A 14,887-nucleotide genomic window follows, 5' to 3' on the forward strand; every position below is an offset into this window, starting at 1 on the left:
GTAGTCGCGACAGTTAACGCCATTCGATTCCGTATGCATCAATGGGCTGCTGAAAGCCTTTCAGATGGTAGGCACCCAAGCCTGACACTTGCGCGCGATCCCGGATGCAATCCTGTACAGCCTTTGACACCAGAATGGCATCGGGGTCGGCCAACTGACACAAACGAGCGGCCAGTTGAACGGTCGCACCGAAAAGGTCGTTGCTGTCAGCAATCGGCTCGCCGACATCGATGCCAATTCGCACCTGAAGCTTTTCCTTGCTTGCCAGATTGAAGGCTTCAAATGCACGCTGGATGGCGCGGGCGCATTGCACGGAGGCAGAGGCGTCGGCAAAGGATGCCATGATACCATCGCCGGTGTGCTTCACCACATGCCCGCCCTCGTCCTTCAAGGCCCGGCGCACCAGCGCGTCATGAGCCCGAACCATCTCCACTGAACGGGCATCGCCAAGACGCTCCGTCATGCTGGTCGAGCCAACGATGTCGGTGAACATGATAGCTCGCAGCGCTGAATCGAATTTGACATCGTCTGCCCCGCCGCCAAGGACCGGGTCGGACACCCTCCCCAGAAACGCCTGGACCGCCGAGAGGTCCACTTCGATGACATCTTTCGCTACGTCGCCGTGAGCTTCGTCATGAACCCTCATCGCCGTTCGGATATCCGGTGCGTCAATGAGACAGAAGCCCGTCCCGCGCGATTCATCAAACCAGTACGTCAGAAAACGAACGCCGTAGCGATCTTGCACTTCCAAATCTTTGCGATGCGCCTCGGCGATATCGGCGGCCGTCAGCCCCGAGAGATCGTGTCGATCGAGGAAAATTGGCATCGGCAGCACCCTATAGAATTCTTCGAAATATGGCCTGAAGTCTGCACCAAGCTTGTAGTTCCCGAAAGGGCCAATTCCTGCGTCCTGATGTCAGCTCCGGGGCCAACAGGCGAAATTGGAGCCGCCGCAATGCCTGGACGTGGCGATTCCAGGAGAAGCCTTCGAGGGAGTCCCTGTGATATCATGATCCGATGCAGCTTATTTTCATCTATGGGCAAGTCGCCTCGGGAAAACTGACTATCGCGCGCCATCTTGCCTCCCGGACGGGGATTGCGCTGTTTCACAACCACCTCGTCGTCGACGCAGTTGGCGCGGTGTTTCCGTTCGGCACGGAGGCATTCTCGCGTTTGCGCGAGCAGTTCTGGATGGCCGTGTTCGAGGAAGCTGCAAAGCAGAGGCGATCGTTGATATTCACATTCGCCCCCGAGCCGACGGTGGCTGGAGACTTTCCGGTCCGGGTACAGGAACTGGTGGAGCGGAACGGCGGCGAGGTCATCTTCGTGGCACTTCACCTGGAACAGGCAGAGCAAGAGCGACGCCTGGTCGATGAAGATCGTGCCGCATTCGGCAAGATGCGGGATCTGTCGCTACTGCGCGCACTCCGACCGCAGTTCGACGCCTGCATGCTGTCGATGCCTCAGCCCGCACTCACCATCGATGCAGGTCATCTGAAGCCGTCCGAGAGTGCCGAGGCTATCTCACGCCTGATCTCGGTAAAGCCTGAGCGAGAGAGCTAGACTAAAGCGTGATGAGATCAGGTTTGATTGCGGCCTGGATTCACCGTTCTTGTTTCTCTTCTGCGCTTTTTCCATCGGAGCTTTTCGAGCGCTCTTCGAAACGATCAGCCCCCTTGGCTAGATCGTGCCCCATCTTGCTCTCGTTCTTCGCTTCTTCCTTGGAAGCCGCTTCACGCAAGCCTTCGGCGGCCTGTGCTCCCGCCTTTGATGATTTTCGTTCGCCATCCATTTGGTGGGCTCCTCCTGATAAGACGCCTCCCAGGAAATTCGCTGCTCTATCCCGGATTGACGTACCAACGTTCCAATCAGATCGCCTGGACATTGTTCCCGGTTTCGTTGAGGCTCTGCGTGGAGCCGCGGCACGTACCAGCCGAACAGGCCGGGCCGACTTCGCTGCGTCATTCAAGCTTCCATGCGGGCTTATTAGCGCTGGAAATGTCTGTCCTGGGTCCGGGGCGCGCGCAGCGCGAAGCCGGAATCCATTGGGTCGCAGCTTCGGCGGAGGGATGGATTCCGGGTTCGCGCCCAAGAGGACGCGCCCCGGAATGACTGCGGAGACTACACCTGCTTCCCCGCAATAATCTCCTGCAAGGTCGCCACATGCCGCGCAAACGCGCCGCGCCCGGCAGCGGTAGCCGTCACCGTCGTCTGCGGCTTCTTGCCGACAAACGCCTTCTCCACCGACACGTATCCCGCCTTCGCCAACGTCTCGATATGCGCCCCCAAATTGCCGTCGGTCGCCCCGGTCAGCTTCTTCAGCCGCACGAACTCCAGGCCGACCTCCGCGGGCAACGCGTTCAGCGCCGCCATGATCTTCAGCCGCAGCGGCTGGTGGATGATGTCGTCGAGCTCAGCCATCAGTTCCGCCGCATCCAGAGGCCGCCGATGGTGAGGCCGCCGCCGTTGACGGCGGCCATCCACAACTGCAGAGACAGGCCGGGAATGAAGTAGTAACCGATCAGCGTCAGCGCGATGATGGTGGCGCCGATCACGAGGAACGCAGTGCCGAACCAGACGCCCGCCATCATGTAGAACAGCATGATGTAGATCGGCCAGAACGCCGTCTGCTGGCGCGGCGTGAACTGGCCGAAATAGCAGACGAAGATGCCGAAGGCGGCGATCAACAGGAACGTCAGCAGATACCGGCGATCGAAGACGCGAAGGCGGCTGCGCGACCGGTGATAGACGCCGATGGCGACGAAACCGGCGATCGATACTGCGTAGGCGGCGATCCAGAAATGGAGCCCATAACGCGGCCAGAACCAACCCGCGATGTTGGCGACGAACGCGAGCACGCCCCACATCAGCAGAGCAAGGCTGGACACCTGATAGATCATCGACTGGCGCACGCGGCGGACAGTCTCGTCGATATCGGCCATCGCGTCGGTGGCCCGCTTGCTGTCGATCACGATGGCGCTCCATTCTGCCCGGCCAGGGCGGCGGACGCGATAGGTGCCTCTGACGGAGGCTGATGCTTCCGGATCAGGATATAGGCGATCGTCATCGTGACGAGCGACGCGGCAAGCGCAATCAAGACGACCTGCTCGCGTGTTGCCAGCGGCAGTAGCCGTGTCGAGACGTTGGTGAGTCCCGCCGAAACCGGCGACACGTAGGACCAGGCGATGAAATTGTAGTGGATTCTTCGCCAGTTCGACGGACGCGGCGTGCGCAGGAGCGGGACGATCGCCAGCACGATCAAGATGAAGTTCACGATCGCCGCGACGTGGAACGCGTTGAACTGGCCGGTGAACCGATAGAGCAGCAAGGTCGCGGCGTCCGCGACCAGCATCGCGTAGACGTAGAAATAGCCGCGCGCGCGATGACCTGCGCCGCGCTTCGGGCGCAGAAACTGGACCAGCCCGACGACGAGGCACAGCAGCGCCAGCACCGCATGAATGGCCCCTATTGGTGTCAAATGCGCAAACATGATCAGCTCCCCGCCGCCCCGCGTGTCGCGACATCCTCGGCGATGACCGAAAGCGCCTTCGGATTGGTGACGATGCCCATGTGGTTGACGCCGTCGATGATCCTGACGTCGATCGCCGGTTTGATCGCCTGCACCGTGTCCGCATATTTGTCCGAGATCATCATCTCATCCTCGGCGCCGGCAATGATGGTGATCGGTCGTGTGGTTGCCGGCAGATCGAGCCGATAGCCGCGCGTGGCGAAGTTGCGCATCAGACGGTCGGAATAGGTGGAGACGAGAAGCTTCTCCATGTTCGGCCGCACCGCGAAGGCGAGCACCGGGAGCTGCGTGCAGCAATCGATGCCGAGCCTGCGTAGCGCGGTCAGGCCCAAGAAACGCGGAATGTCGACGCTGACCCAGCCGCCGTTTCCGGGCTTGTTGGTCGGCGCGTCATAGCCGAGATAGGGCGCGAGCAGCACGGTGCGAACGAACATGTCCTGCATGATCGGCGTCGCGGCGACGCGGCGACGCGGAGCGAGAAGCCGGCGCCGGCGGAATGGCCAATCAGGGTGAGCGGCAGGTCCGGCGCGCTCTTGCGCACATGGGCGACGAAATCGATCAGGTCGTCCTCGAGCTGGCCGACATAGGAGATGTCGCCGCGGGTGCCGGAGCCACCATGGCCGCGGATGTCGAGCGCCCAGGTCTCGACGCCGCGCGCAGCGATCGCATGGGTCAGCACATGGTTGACGGTGGCGCTGGAGCCGGAGGAGCCGTGGATGAAGATTGCGCCGCCGCCGGTCGCAGGGCCGCCCGGCGAATAATGGCGATAGCCGATCCAGGTGCCGTCGCGGGCCTGGAAGCGCTCGAGCGGCGGCAGCGTGGACCAGTCGATCCCCTTGGCGGAATCGGAGACCGAGCGCATCTCCGGCGGCCGCTGCAGCGGCGTTGCGATCATGGCGGTCAAGGTCAGCGCCACGGCGCCGACGCCACACAGGGCCCATTTCAGGCCGTTCAAGACGCCGCGCAGCAATCGGATGGCCATAACGCACTCCCAATTTATCAATTAATAGAGAACTCTGTACTACAGAGTACTCTTTCGATCAATCCCTTGATTGGCGCTGGCCTGCGAAAATCCTTAACGTCGTCCTCGACCCCAAAAAGCCGAATCGTTTGCCGATGCCGCCTGCGGAACAACTCAACAACGCCTTCGAATTCACCGTCTCCGAGCTCTCGCAGTCCCTGAAGCGGACGGTGGAGGACACCTATGGCCACGTCCGGGTCCGCGGCGAGATCTCGGGATTCCGCGGCGCCCATTCCTCCGGGCATTGCTATTTCGCGCTCAAGGACGAGAGCGCCAAGATCGAGGCGGTGATCTGGAAGGGCGTGCACGGCCGCATGCGCTTCAAGCCCCAGGAGGGGCTGGAGGTGATCGCCACCGGCAAGCTCACCACCTATCCGGGCTCCTCGAAATACCAGATCGTGATCGAGGCGCTGGAGCCCGCCGGCATCGGCGCGCTGATGGCGCTGATGGAGGAGCGCAAGAAAAAGCTCGCCGCCGAGGGCCTGTTCGACGAGGCGCGCAAGCAGCTCTTGCCCTGGCTGCCGGAGGTGATCGGCGTCGTGACCTCGCCGACCGGCGCGGTGATCCGCGACATCCTGCATCGCCTCGAGGACCGCTTTCCCCGCCGCGTGCTGGTGTGGCCGGTCAAGGTGCAGGGCGACGGCTCGGCCGAGCAGGTCGCGGCCGCGATCCGCGGCTTCAACGCGCTGCCTGAAGGCGGCAAGATTCCGCGCCCCGACGTGCTGATCGTCGCGCGCGGCGGCGGCTCGCTGGAGGATCTCTGGTCGTTTAACGAGGAGATCGTGGTGCGGGCGGCGGCCGAGAGCATGATCCCGCTGATCTCCGCGGTGGGGCACGAGACCGACATCACGCTGATCGATTTCGTCGCCGACAAGCGCGCGCCGACGCCGACCGCGGCGGCCGAGATGGCGGTGCCGGTGCGCAGCGAATTGTTCGTCGAGGTCGCCGATCTCGGCCGCCGCACCCGCGCCTATTGGCAACGCGCCCAGGAAAGCCGCCGCAGCGAGCTGCGCGCCGCCGCACGCGCGCTGCCGGGAGCCGGCGATCTGCTCGCCATTCCCCGGCAGCGGCTGGATTCGGCCGGCGCCTCCCTGCCCCGCTGCCTCAAGGCCAACACCCACGCGCATTTCCGCAGATTCACCGCCGCCAGCTCGAAGCTGACGCTGCGAGTGCTGCACGGCCAGATCGCGCAGGCCGATCATCGCCTGACCGTGTGCGGCGAACGGCTTGGCCTGTCCGCGCGCTCGCTGCTGCGGCAGCGGCGCGACCGCTTCGCCGGGCTCCAGATCCGCCTGCGCGCCTCAAAACTCTCCAATGCGCAGGCGCAGCGCAATGCGATTCTCCGCCAACGCGAGCGCACGCATCGCCTGGCGGAGCGGGCGCAACGCGCGCTCGCCACGCTGCTGCACCGGCTCGATGCCCGCGTCGAGAACAGCGGCAAGCTGCTGTCGGCGCTGTCCTATCGCAGCGTGCTCGCGCGCGGCTTCGCGCTGGTGCGCGATGAGGCGGGACATCCGCTGCATGCGGCGGATACGATCGGTCCTGGCGCACGCGTCGAAATCGAGTTCGCCGATGGCCGCGTCGGCGCGACCGCGGATGCGGATCGACCGGCGCCGGCGGCCAAGCGCACGCCGGCGCAGCCAAAGCCGGCCGCGGCGGATGCCAAGCCCGCACCGAAGCGCGTGGCCAAGCCGGTGGATCAGGGCAGCCTGTTCTGAGGCGCGAGGGCGGCGCTCCACCCTCGATGTCATTCCCCGCCGAATGCGGGCAATCCCGTACGCCGCGGCGTCTCGGTGAACCACTCATGTCTCGGAGTCCTGGATCGCCCGGTCAAGCCGGGCGATGACAGGGAGTGTGTGAGACGCGTGCATCCACCAACCCCGTCATTGCGAAGAGCCCTTGCGACGAAGCAAGCCAGAGTCCTTCAGCGGAGAGATTCTGGATTGCTTCGCGGAGCCTGTCATCGGGCCGCGCTTCGCGCGGACCCGTTGGCTCGCAATGACGGCGTGCGTGGAAACAGCTCGCCCTACCGGCAGGACAATCCCGCGTCGATCGTGGTCCAGAAGCCGCAATGGTCCGGCGCGCGCTGTTGGCCGGCATGGGCCTCGTACAGCAAGAGCGCGACGGTGAAGACGACCAGTGCGGAGAAGAGGACGATGCGGTTGCGCATGGGACCTGCGTTGAATCGATATCGTGGCCGAACCAAGGCGCCGTCACCTGCTGAAACCGGCGTCCTGTGCGATCGGTAGATTCCAGGTCGGCCGCGCTTCACGTTGGTCACGGTAGCCCGGATGGAACGCAGCGTAATCCGGGGAAGTACTCCACGCTCCACTATCCCGGATTTCGTTGCGCTCCATCCGGGCTACGGCGTTACCTTCAGCGCGCCAGCCACTTCACGACGTCCTTCTGCGACTCCGCGCGCGCCTGCGCATCCATGCCGGAATGGCCGCGCTCGGGCGCGGCGGCATCAACGCTCCCGGCGGCGGCGTGCAGCGGCGTGGTGGCGCGGTCGAAATCGTGATCGGCGCCGGGATAGACCACGATGCGCGCGAGTGCGCTGCGGCCATGCGCGCCTTCGACCATCTGGCGGCAGGCGGGCGGAGACGAGACGTCGTCATCGGCGCCGATCAGCACCAGGGTCGGCACCCGCGTGCTCCAGCCGAGGCCGGCGGAAATCCGGCAATCGGGATAGAACGCGATCGCGGCGCGGAAATCCGGACCCAGGTCCCGCGCGGCACTCTGCGGACGCACGGCCCAGAGCAGCGCGCTGGCGCCATTGGCCCAACCCATCAGGCTGACGCGGTCGCGCGCCACCCAATTCTGCTTCATCAGCCAGGCCCGCGCCGCCGCGATGTCGCCGACGCGCTCACGTCGCGCCTTGACGTGCATCTCCTTGACGCGGCATTGCGGTCCGAGTTCGCGCGAGCCGTAGCTGTCGGGCCACAGCACCGCATTGCCGGCTTTGAGCAGGCGCTCGGCCCAGTCGCGATAGCGCGGCAGGACGGACTCGGAATGGCCACTGAGGCCGCCGCAGCCATGCAGCGCGATCACGGTCGGAAACGGGCCTGCGCCGTCCGGCTTGTAGAGCTGGGCATGGAGGACGCCTGACGGCAGCGGAATCTCGACCGGCTGCGGGGCCGGCGCGGCACGCGCGGCCGACATCAGCAGCGTCACGAACAGGGCGGTCAATCGAAGGCGCATCGGACTCTGTCCGCAGGAGTTGCTGAAACCGGCGGCCCTCGGATCGAAGTCTCTCCTTCGTCGTCATTCCGGGATGGTCCGAAGGGATCGCGAAGCGACCCTGCGGACCAGACCCAGGATCTCGAGATTCCGGGTTCGATGCTGCGCATCGCCCCGGAATGACGGAGAGCTCCATTGCGCGGGAGCGGCGGCAAAACATCACAAGCCGGTGGGTTTACCGGGCGGACAAGCCGCCCTATCTATGCTACATCCCGGCCAACACATCGTGCCCTCCAGGGGTTTCCCTGGGAGCGGCCTTCCACGGAGACTTTCGACCGTGCTGAACAAGTTCGGCCCCTCTGGCCATGGCGAAGCGCAAGTGCAATATCTCGACGGCGATTTCCGCGTGATCTCGCCGGGGACCTTCGTGCGCTGCGCGATATCAGACGTCCGGATCCCGCTCGACGAGCTGAAGTATTGGAGCGTGGACCTGCAGGAGGCCTACGCCACGCCCGCCGCCGTCCTGCAGCGGCATTTTCCCGGCGCGCCGAAACCGCAGGAATCGTGATCTCGCAGCAATCATCGAACTCTCCGATCGTCCGAAGATCGATAGAAGCCTTGCGATGAATGTCGGCTGAATGGTGAGATGCCGCAGGGTGGGCAAAGCGCCGTAGGGTGGGTTAGCGGAGCAGATGTGCGAAGCGCATCTGCTCCGCGTAACCCACCGTGCATCCGCAAACGCGGGACGAAGATGGTGGGTTACGCCCGGCGACTTCGCTTCGCGCAGTCGCCGAGCTAACCCACCCTACGAGATCATCGCCCCGAGAATCGCCGCTCGCGCGCCTTGTAGAGCTGCTCGCTGATCAAGCGCTCGAGCTTGGCCGGCTCATCGAACTCGAGATGGACGGCGAACGCGACGATATCGTCAGGCACGCCCTCGCTGCCGCGCAGGCGTGCGAGGTCCTTCTCCGTCGTCACCAGCGTGAGCTGCTCGCGCAGGGCCTCCGCCGCGAGGGCTGCGATCTCCTCACCCGAGAACATGTGATGATCGGCGAAAGCGCGGGTGCGCGCGACCTCGATGCCGCAGGCGCGCAGGGTGCGGAAGAAGCGCTCGGGATCGCCGATGCCGGCGAAGGCGAACACTTTCCGGCCGAGCAGCCGCGCGAGCGAGGCCGCATCCGGTTTGAGCCGCGCGCGCAGCTCCGGCTTGTCGCGCTTGGCGAGCTCGGCAGCGACGTCGTTGGCGGCGCGGCCATCGCCGATCAGCACCAGCGCATCGGTGCGCGCGAGCTGCGCCTGCAACGGCGCGCGCAAGGGGCCGGCGGGAAACACCTGGCCGTTGCCGAGGCCGCGCTCGCTGTCGATCACGATCAGCGAGGCGTCCTTGAGCAGGCGCGGATTCTGAAAACCGTCGTCCATCACGATCATCGTGGCGCCTTGCGACTTCGCCAGCGCGACGCCGTCGAGGCGGTCGCGCGCGACCGCGACCGGGACGTCGCGCGCCATCATCAGGGGCTCGTCTCCGACATCGACCGCGGTGTGGCGTGCGCGGTCGACCATGACAGGGCCCTTCAGGCGCCCGCCATAGCCGCGGCTGAGCACCACCGGCGTCTCGCCGAGCGCGCGCAGCAGCTTCGTCAGCGCCAGCACGGTCGGGGTCTTGCCGGCGCCGCCGACGTGGTAGTTGCCGACGCAGATCACGGGAATGCCGGCGTCGGCGCCCTGGCGCAGCATGCGCCATTCGGCGATCGCGCCGTAGAGCGCTCCGAGCGGCCATAACGCATTTGAGACAACAGAACGTGGCCGGTACCAGAAGGCCGGCTCACGCATTGGCGGCCCCCATCTCGATCCGCAATTGCAGCAGATAGGGCTCGAGCGCCGTCATGGTGCGATCCAGTGCGCCGCCGAGCTGCTCGACCACGCCGGCGCCTGCGCGCTGCATCTTGTCGCACACGGTCGGCTCGGCCAGCAGCAGGCCGAGCTGCTTGACCAGCGCCTCCTGTGTATCGGCCTGCCGCGCCGCGCCGCTCGCATCGAGCGCCTCGAACACTTCGGCGAAGTTGAAGACGTGCGGACCATGGACGATGGCGGCGCCAAGCTTGATCGCCTCGATCGGATTCTGCCCGCCGTGGCGGATCAGCGATCCGCCCATGAACACGATCGGCGAGAGGCGATAGAACAGGCCGAGCTCGCCCATGGTGTCGGCGACGTAGATGTCGGTGGTCGCGGTCGGCAGCTCCTCGCGCGAGCGCAACGCCGGCGTCAGGCCCGAGGCCGTGATCAGGCCCGCGATCGAAGAGCCGCGATCGGGATGCCGCGGCACGATCACGGTGAGGAGCTGCGGGAAGAAGCCGACCAGGCTGCGATGCGCCGCCACCAGCATCTCGTCCTCGCCCGGATGGGTCGAGGCCGCGACGATGATCGGCCGGCCGCGCGTCATCGCCATCAGCCGCTCGAGCCTGGCGGGATCGGCCGGCGGCGCCGGCACGTCGAGCTTGAGATTGCCCGTGGTGACGACATCGCGGCCGCCCAGCGCGGAGAAGCGCTCGGCATCGACCTTCGACTGCGCCAGGCAAATGTCGAACCGCGACAGCAGAGCCGAGATAGTGCTGTGCATGCGCTGCCAGCGCGGGAAGGAGCGCGGCGACATCCGCCCGTTGATCAGCACCATCGGCACCCGGCGCGCCGCGCCGGCCAGGATCAGGTTCGGCCACAGATCGGATTCGATGAACAGTGCCAGCGACGGCTTCCAATGGTCGAGGAAGCGCGCGACGTAGCGCGGCGAATCGTACGGCACATATTGATGGATGACGTCGGGCGGAAAGCGCTTTGCGACCACCGCGGCCGAGGTCACGGTGCCCGAGGTGAGCAGGATGCGCAGGTTGAGATCGCGCAAGCGCTCGATCAGCGCCGCCGCGGCCAGCACCTCGCCGACACTGGCGCCGTGAATCCAGACCAGCGGGCCATGCGGCCGCACGTCGCGGGACAGGCCCCGCCGCTCGCCGACGCGCGCGGGGTCTTCCTTGCCCTGCCTCAGCCGCCGCTTGATCAGCGCAGGCGCAAGCGGCACCAGGCCCGCGGCCAGGCGCCGATACATCCGCAGCGTCATCGGCAGTGCAATGGGCAGCGATTTAGCCATCTTGCGGCCCCGGGCGGCCGAGCTGCGCATAGGCGCGACGGGTCGCCTCGTTCAACGTCTCTTCCAGCTCCAGCCGCAGCGCTTCCATCGTGGCCGCGTCGGCATCTGCGGGAACGTGGATTTCCTTGATGCCGACCAGGACGCCCCGCCCGAACGGCAGGTTGATAGTGGTGCGGTCCCAGTTCTTCAGCCGGATGGAAGCGGCTGGTCGCCATCGCGAAAGGCATGATCGGCCGCCCCGATTCCCGTGCCAGCATGATGATGCCGAGCCCGGCCACGCGCGCGCGCTTGGGGACATCGGCAGTCAACGCGACATTACAACCGTCCTGGAGCGTCCGCACCATTTCCTTGAAGGCGCCGACCCCGCCCTTGCGATGGAAGGCGCCGCCATGATCGCCGGAACCGCGGATCAGGCCGATGCCGAGCCGCTCCACCGCGATGGCGTTGAACTCGCCGTCGCGGTGGCGGGAGATCAGGACCTTGGCCCGATAGGAGGCCTTGTCCTGATTCTTGATAAAGGGCGTCAGGAAATGCTGGCCGTGCCAGAACGCGAAGATCGCGGGGAGCTGCGGCTCGACGCGTCCATAGACATCAGGCGGATCGAACGTGAACTTGTTGGTGCGCCAGACCAGGCGCAGATATTCGGCCGCCAGAACCCCGACGGCACGCTGAAACCAGCTGCTCCGCAGCGTATTGCGAAGCAGTCTTTTCAACGTGCCGGTTCTTGATTCGGGTCGAGCAGCCGATGGAGATGGACGATGAAATAGCGCATCTGCGCGTTGTCGACCGTCGACTGCGCCTTGGCCCGCCAGGCGGCGTGGGCGGTCGCGTAATTCGGATAGAGGCCGACGATCTCGACGTCGTCGAGATTCTTGAAGACGTTCTGCTCGAGATCGACGAGCTCGCCGCCGATGACGAGGTGAAGCAATTGTTGCGGGGCACTATCTGGCATCAGTTCTGTTCCTAACGGGCCGCCCGGCAAAGCACTGTTCGACAAGCACAGTGTTCGACAAGCACGACGACGGGCGCTTCAGGCCAGGGGACGGTTTCGAAAATGCGCGACAATGCCCGCATGACGATCGCGTCCCGCTGCCACCAGCACCCCGTGCGCCACTTCCCGGCGGTTATAGAGGATGGGTTCTCCGGAGAGGTCGCTCATCCTACCATCGGCTTCCTGCACGATCAAATCGGCCGCCGCAAGGTCCCAATCGTGGCTGTTGCCCCCCGCAAAAGCCGCATCCAGCGCGCCATGGGCGACCCGGCACAGCCGCAGCGCCAGCGAGCCGATTCGCGGACGCAGCTTGATGTCGCCGAGCGACGGCTTCAGGCGCTCGACCAGCGGCTTCGGCCCGGCGACGCGGGCGAAATCCAGTTCGGCTCCGGAGGTCGCCCGCACCGGCTTGTCGTTGAGCGTCGTGCCCTGGCCTCGCACGGCGAAGAAGAACTCGCCGGTCGTCGGTGCGAACACCGCGGCCAGCACGGGAGTGGCATCCTCGACCAGTGCGACGCTGACGCACCAATCGTCATGGCCACCCAAATAGTTGCGGGTGCCGTCGATGGGATCGACGATCCAGGTCAGCCGCCGCGACAGCCGGGCCGCATCGTCGGCGCTCTCCTCCGAGAGCCAGCCATAATCCGGCGTCGCACTGCGCAAGCGCGTTTCGAGCAGATCGTTGACGGCGATGTCGGCCTCCGACACCGGCGAGGACGCGCCCTTGGTCCACTTCTTCAGCTCGGTGCGGAACATCGACTGCGCCAGCGCGCCCGCCTCCCGCACCGTGTCCCGCAGCAGCGCCGCGTCGCGCATCAGAATCGTGTCGTTCGCGTCAGCGTCCGCCAAGCGTCAAGCCCTCGATGCGCACCGTCGGCGCATTGATGCCGTAGCGGAATTCGAGATTGTTCGCGGGCTGCATCGATTTGAAGATCTCGAACAGATGGCCGGCGATGGTGACTTCGCTGACGGGATAGGTGATCTCGCCGTTCTCGATCCAGAAGCCGGAGGCGCCGCGGCTGTAATCGCCGGTCACGCCGTTGACTCCGGAGCCGATCAGATCGGTGACGTAGAAACCTTGGCTGATGTCGGAGATCAGCTCGGCCGGGCTCGGCGTGCCGGGCTCCAGATGCAGATTGTAAGGCCCCGGCGAGGGCGAGGAGGAGACGCCGCGATGGGCGTGGCCGGTGGTGACGAGACCGAGCTCGCGCGCGGTGGCGCAATCGAGCAGCCAGGTCGTCAGCACGCCCTCGTCGACCAGCGCGGTTCTCTGCACCGCGACGCCCTCGGCATCGAAGGTCTGCGAGCGCAGGCCGCGCTTGCGCAGGGGATCGTCGACGATGCGGATGTTGTTCGCGAACAGCTGCTGGCCGAGCTTGTCCTTCAGGAAGCTGGTCTTGCGCGCGATCGAGGCGCCGTTGATGGCGCCGACGAGATGGCCGACCAGGGAGCCGGCAACGCGCGGATCGAACACGACGGGGACCTTGCAGGTTTCGACCTTGCGCGGATTGGAGCGCGCCACAGTGCGCTCTCCGGCAGAACGGCCGACGGCTTCCGGCGACAACAGATCGGCGGCATGCGGGGCCGAGGTGAAGTCGTAATCGCGCTCCATGCCGGTGCCCTCGCCCGAGATGGCGGTGGCCGAGATGCCCTGGCTGGAGCGCAGGTAGGAGCCGTGGAAGCCGGTCGAGGTGACGAGCACCATGCCGCCGATGCCGGCCGAAGCCGAGGCACCGCCGGATTTTGTCACGCCCTTCACCGCGAGAGCCGCGGCTTCGGCCGCGAGCGCGCGGCGCTCGAGCTCGCTGGTTGCGGGCACATCGGGATCGAGCAGGTCGAGATCGGGGAAATCGCGCGCGAGCAGCGCGGGATCGGCGAGGCCGACATATTTGTCGTCGGGCGCAACGCGCGCCATCGCGACCGCGCGTTCGGCAAGCTTGGTCACGGCATCGCCGCTGACGTCGTTGGTCGAGACCACCGCCTGGCGCTGGCCGACCAGCACCCGCAGGCCGACATCGTCACCCTCGGATCGCTCGGATTCCTCGACGCGGCCGTCGCGCACCTCGACGCCCTGCGAGACGCCGCGCACCGCGACCGCATCGGCCGCGTCCGCGCCCGCGCGCCTGGCCGCCTCGACCAGCCGCTGCGCGAGATCGGAGAGCGCGGACTGATCGAACAGGTCGCGATTGGCTGTGGTCGAGCTTGCGGACGGAGAAGAGTTCACGAACGAAATCCTGTTGGGGCGGAGTGCGGGGACCGGAACCCACAGATGTGCCCTGATCACGCGGACTTCAAGCATTTCAGCCCACCAAAAGCTCAGATTCGCACCATCGGCGCAACGTCTCGTCAATCATGCGCGCCAAGGTCTTGTCAATCATGAGGAGCAGTGACGGTGGGTTAACCAGCCTTTTTAAGCGGTTTCGGAAGGGCGCGCGCTAAGGTCCTCGCATCGACCGGGAACATAATCCCGGCGGGGAGAACGAAAGCCGTGAGGCGTCAAACAGCAACATGCGGGGCCCACCCCGCCGGGTCGAGCCGCTCGCTGCGGCTCGACCCTCTTTCCCTTCCGGTCCGCTTCGATGCGCATGACCCGCGCGCCGACGGATATGTCAGGCAGATCGAGCTTCATCGCGAGCGTGTCGTGCTGCGCCGTGCCGTCCGCGGCATGCAGATGGCGATCAACGTCCGCGTCAGCGACTTCACCGGCGTCGCGCTGCGCGGCAACGACGAGGCCCAGGCCCTCGTGCTGGTGCATCGCGATCCCTCGCTGTCCGTGCCGCTGCTGGTCGGGGCCGACGGCGACGAGATCGCGCAGGCCTGGGCGGTCTGGAGCGAAATCTTCGCGCTGCCGCAGCTCGACGAGGGTGCCCGCAAGCCCGCCCCGCGCCGCCGCCGCGCCAACGCGATCCGCGCCCGCCGTCCGAAATTCCTGATGCGCCGCCGCGTTGCGATGGCGCGCGAACTCACCGTTCATCAGGGCGAACGCGAGATCATCGCGCGGAATTAAAGGTGCCGTCGGGTGGGTTA

The 14,887-nt window shown here is 65.8% G+C and carries 18 protein-coding genes and 1 pseudogene; 4 read left to right on the top strand and 15 right to left on the bottom strand.

The annotated features are described in order from the left end of the window. Nucleotides 1–13: 13 nt before the first annotated feature. Entirely contained in the window at nt 14–826 is an 813-nt protein-coding gene (locus ACETMP_RS18295; protein ID WP_375157272.1) for a nickel-binding protein, read from the bottom strand. 191 nt (nt 827–1,017) lie between these two features. Between ACETMP_RS18295 and ACETMP_RS18300 the strand changes: the two genes are divergently transcribed. Next, on the top strand, nt 1,018–1,563 hold the full coding sequence (locus tag ACETMP_RS18300; RefSeq protein WP_375157273.1) for a hypothetical protein: 546 nt from the start codon (nt 1,018–1,020) through the stop codon (nt 1,561–1,563). A gap of 40 nt (nt 1,564–1,603) precedes the next feature. Here the strand turns inward: ACETMP_RS18300 and ACETMP_RS18305 are convergent, their stop codons facing one another. From ACETMP_RS18305 to ACETMP_RS18330, 6 genes are all read right to left on the bottom strand, one after another. Continuing rightward, the gene (locus ACETMP_RS18305) at nt 1,604–1,792 is read right to left on the bottom strand and encodes a hypothetical protein (protein ID WP_375157274.1); all 189 of its coding nucleotides are present in this window, start codon (nt 1,790–1,792) and stop codon (nt 1,604–1,606) included. A 329-nt stretch (nt 1,793–2,121) separates the two neighbouring features. Further along, nucleotides 2,122–2,421, bottom strand: a complete 300-nt coding sequence (locus ACETMP_RS18310) for a winged helix-turn-helix domain-containing protein (protein ID WP_375157275.1) — start codon at nt 2,419–2,421, stop codon at nt 2,122–2,124. Then, a complete protein-coding gene (locus ACETMP_RS18315; protein ID WP_375157276.1) occupies nt 2,421–2,972 on the bottom strand; it encodes a hypothetical protein in 552 nt (183 codons plus the stop codon). The genes ACETMP_RS18310 and ACETMP_RS18315 overlap by 1 nt, the downstream gene beginning before the upstream one ends. Beyond that, nucleotides 2,969–3,490 carry a DUF2306 domain-containing protein gene (locus ACETMP_RS18320; RefSeq protein ID WP_375157277.1) on the bottom strand — a complete coding sequence of 174 codons (522 nt, stop codon included), beginning with the start codon at nt 3,488–3,490 and terminating at the stop codon, nt 2,969–2,971. The genes ACETMP_RS18315 and ACETMP_RS18320 overlap by 4 nt, the downstream gene beginning before the upstream one ends. 2 nt (nt 3,491–3,492) lie before the next feature. After that, nucleotides 3,493–3,963, bottom strand: a complete 471-nt coding sequence (locus tag ACETMP_RS18325; protein WP_375157278.1) for an alpha/beta fold hydrolase — start codon at nt 3,961–3,963, stop codon at nt 3,493–3,495. Next, entirely contained in the window at nt 3,852–4,511 is a 660-nt protein-coding gene (locus ACETMP_RS18330; RefSeq protein WP_375157279.1) for an alpha/beta hydrolase, read from the bottom strand. The genes ACETMP_RS18325 and ACETMP_RS18330 overlap by 112 nt, the downstream gene beginning before the upstream one ends. A 134-nt stretch (nt 4,512–4,645) precedes the next feature. Between ACETMP_RS18330 and xseA the strand changes: the two genes are divergently transcribed. Further along, the gene (gene xseA, locus ACETMP_RS18335) at nt 4,646–6,268 is read left to right on the top strand and encodes an exodeoxyribonuclease VII large subunit (protein ID WP_375157280.1); all 1,623 of its coding nucleotides are present in this window, start codon (nt 4,646–4,648) and stop codon (nt 6,266–6,268) included. A 308-nt stretch (nt 6,269–6,576) separates the two neighbouring features. Here xseA and ACETMP_RS18340 read toward each other — a convergent pair whose 3' ends face one another. Together ACETMP_RS18340 and ACETMP_RS18345 are read right to left on the bottom strand one after the other, a co-directional pair. Beyond that, nucleotides 6,577–6,720 carry a hypothetical protein gene (locus ACETMP_RS18340; RefSeq protein ID WP_375157281.1) on the bottom strand — a complete coding sequence of 48 codons (144 nt, stop codon included), beginning with the start codon at nt 6,718–6,720 and terminating at the stop codon, nt 6,577–6,579. Nucleotides 6,721–6,926: 206 nt separating this feature from the next. Continuing rightward, the gene (locus ACETMP_RS18345; RefSeq protein ID WP_375157282.1) at nt 6,927–7,751 is read right to left on the bottom strand and encodes a dienelactone hydrolase family protein; all 825 of its coding nucleotides are present in this window, start codon (nt 7,749–7,751) and stop codon (nt 6,927–6,929) included. A 316-nt stretch (nt 7,752–8,067) separates the two neighbouring features. Here ACETMP_RS18345 and ACETMP_RS18350 point away from each other — a divergent pair, with 316 nt between their 5' ends. Then, a complete protein-coding gene (locus ACETMP_RS18350) occupies nt 8,068–8,298 on the top strand; it encodes a DUF2093 domain-containing protein (RefSeq protein ID WP_375157283.1) in 231 nt (76 codons plus the stop codon). 245 nt (nt 8,299–8,543) lie between these two features. Here the strand turns inward: ACETMP_RS18350 and lpxK are convergent, their stop codons facing one another. The 6 genes and pseudogenes from lpxK to ACETMP_RS18380 form a co-directional block, all read right to left on the bottom strand. Next, complete coding sequence (gene lpxK, locus ACETMP_RS18355) at nt 8,544–9,560, bottom strand: tetraacyldisaccharide 4'-kinase (protein WP_375157284.1); 1,017 nt, start codon at nt 9,558–9,560, stop codon at nt 8,544–8,546. Next, nucleotides 9,553–10,899 carry a 3-deoxy-D-manno-octulosonic acid transferase gene (locus ACETMP_RS18360; protein ID WP_375157285.1) on the bottom strand — a complete coding sequence of 449 codons (1,347 nt, stop codon included), beginning with the start codon at nt 10,897–10,899 and terminating at the stop codon, nt 9,553–9,555. Before ACETMP_RS18360 ends, lpxK begins: the two co-directional genes overlap by 8 nt. Further along, a pseudogene (locus ACETMP_RS18365) lies at nt 10,862–11,582 on the bottom strand (lysophospholipid acyltransferase family protein). The gene ACETMP_RS18360 and the pseudogene ACETMP_RS18365 overlap by 38 nt, the downstream one beginning before the upstream one ends. Next, on the bottom strand, nt 11,579–11,821 hold the full coding sequence (locus ACETMP_RS18370; RefSeq protein WP_028134338.1) for a DUF4170 domain-containing protein: 243 nt from the start codon (nt 11,819–11,821) through the stop codon (nt 11,579–11,581). Before ACETMP_RS18370 ends, ACETMP_RS18365 begins: the two are co-directional and overlap by 4 nt. A gap of 78 nt (nt 11,822–11,899) precedes the next feature. Next, nucleotides 11,900–12,709, bottom strand: a complete 810-nt coding sequence (locus ACETMP_RS18375; protein ID WP_375157286.1) for a 3'(2'),5'-bisphosphate nucleotidase CysQ — start codon at nt 12,707–12,709, stop codon at nt 11,900–11,902. After that, nucleotides 12,696–14,084: a TldD/PmbA family protein gene (locus ACETMP_RS18380; RefSeq protein ID WP_375157287.1), complete on the bottom strand. Its 1,389-nt coding sequence runs from the start codon at nt 14,082–14,084 to the stop codon at nt 12,696–12,698. The genes ACETMP_RS18375 and ACETMP_RS18380 overlap by 14 nt, the downstream gene beginning before the upstream one ends. A 264-nt stretch (nt 14,085–14,348) precedes the next feature. Here ACETMP_RS18380 and ACETMP_RS18385 point away from each other — a divergent pair, with 264 nt between their 5' ends. Beyond that, complete coding sequence (locus tag ACETMP_RS18385) at nt 14,349–14,867, top strand: DUF6101 family protein (RefSeq protein ID WP_375157288.1); 519 nt, start codon at nt 14,349–14,351, stop codon at nt 14,865–14,867. Nucleotides 14,868–14,887: the final 20 nt, after the last annotated feature.

The sequence above is a fragment of the Bradyrhizobium dasycarpum genome, assembly GCF_042019905.1.
GTDB lineage: Bacteria > Pseudomonadota > Alphaproteobacteria > Rhizobiales > Xanthobacteraceae > Bradyrhizobium > Bradyrhizobium japonicum_B.

Bases quoted from the DNA above. Each gene is read 5' to 3' on its own strand.
- ACETMP_RS18295 (WP_375157272.1), bottom strand. From the start codon at position 826: ATGCCAATTTTCCTCGATCGACACGATCTCTCGGGGCTGACGGCCGCC.
- ACETMP_RS18300 (WP_375157273.1), top strand. From the start codon at position 1,018: ATGCAGCTTATTTTCATCTATGGGCAAGTCGCCTCGGGAAAACTGACT.
- ACETMP_RS18305 (WP_375157274.1), bottom strand. From the start codon at position 1,792: ATGGATGGCGAACGAAAATCATCAAAGGCGGGAGCACAGGCCGCCGAA.
- ACETMP_RS18310 (WP_375157275.1), bottom strand. From the start codon at position 2,421: ATGGCTGAGCTCGACGACATCATCCACCAGCCGCTGCGGCTGAAGATC.
- ACETMP_RS18320 (WP_375157277.1), bottom strand. From the start codon at position 3,490: ATGTTTGCGCATTTGACACCAATAGGGGCCATTCATGCGGTGCTGGCG.
- ACETMP_RS18325 (WP_375157278.1), bottom strand. From the start codon at position 3,963: ATGTTCGTTCGCACCGTGCTGCTCGCGCCCTATCTCGGCTATGACGCG.
- ACETMP_RS18330 (WP_375157279.1), bottom strand. From the start codon at position 4,511: ATGGCCATCCGATTGCTGCGCGGCGTCTTGAACGGCCTGAAATGGGCC.
- xseA (WP_375157280.1), top strand. From the start codon at position 4,646: ATGCCGCCTGCGGAACAACTCAACAACGCCTTCGAATTCACCGTCTCC.
- ACETMP_RS18340 (WP_375157281.1), bottom strand. From the start codon at position 6,720: ATGCGCAACCGCATCGTCCTCTTCTCCGCACTGGTCGTCTTCACCGTC.
- ACETMP_RS18345 (WP_375157282.1), bottom strand. From the start codon at position 7,751: ATGCGCCTTCGATTGACCGCCCTGTTCGTGACGCTGCTGATGTCGGCC.
- lpxK (WP_375157284.1), bottom strand. From the start codon at position 9,560: ATGCGTGAGCCGGCCTTCTGGTACCGGCCACGTTCTGTTGTCTCAAAT.
- ACETMP_RS18360 (WP_375157285.1), bottom strand. From the start codon at position 10,899: ATGCGCAGCTCGGCCGCCCGGGGCCGCAAGATGGCTAAATCGCTGCCC.
- ACETMP_RS18370 (WP_028134338.1), bottom strand. From the start codon at position 11,821: ATGCCAGATAGTGCCCCGCAACAATTGCTTCACCTCGTCATCGGCGGC.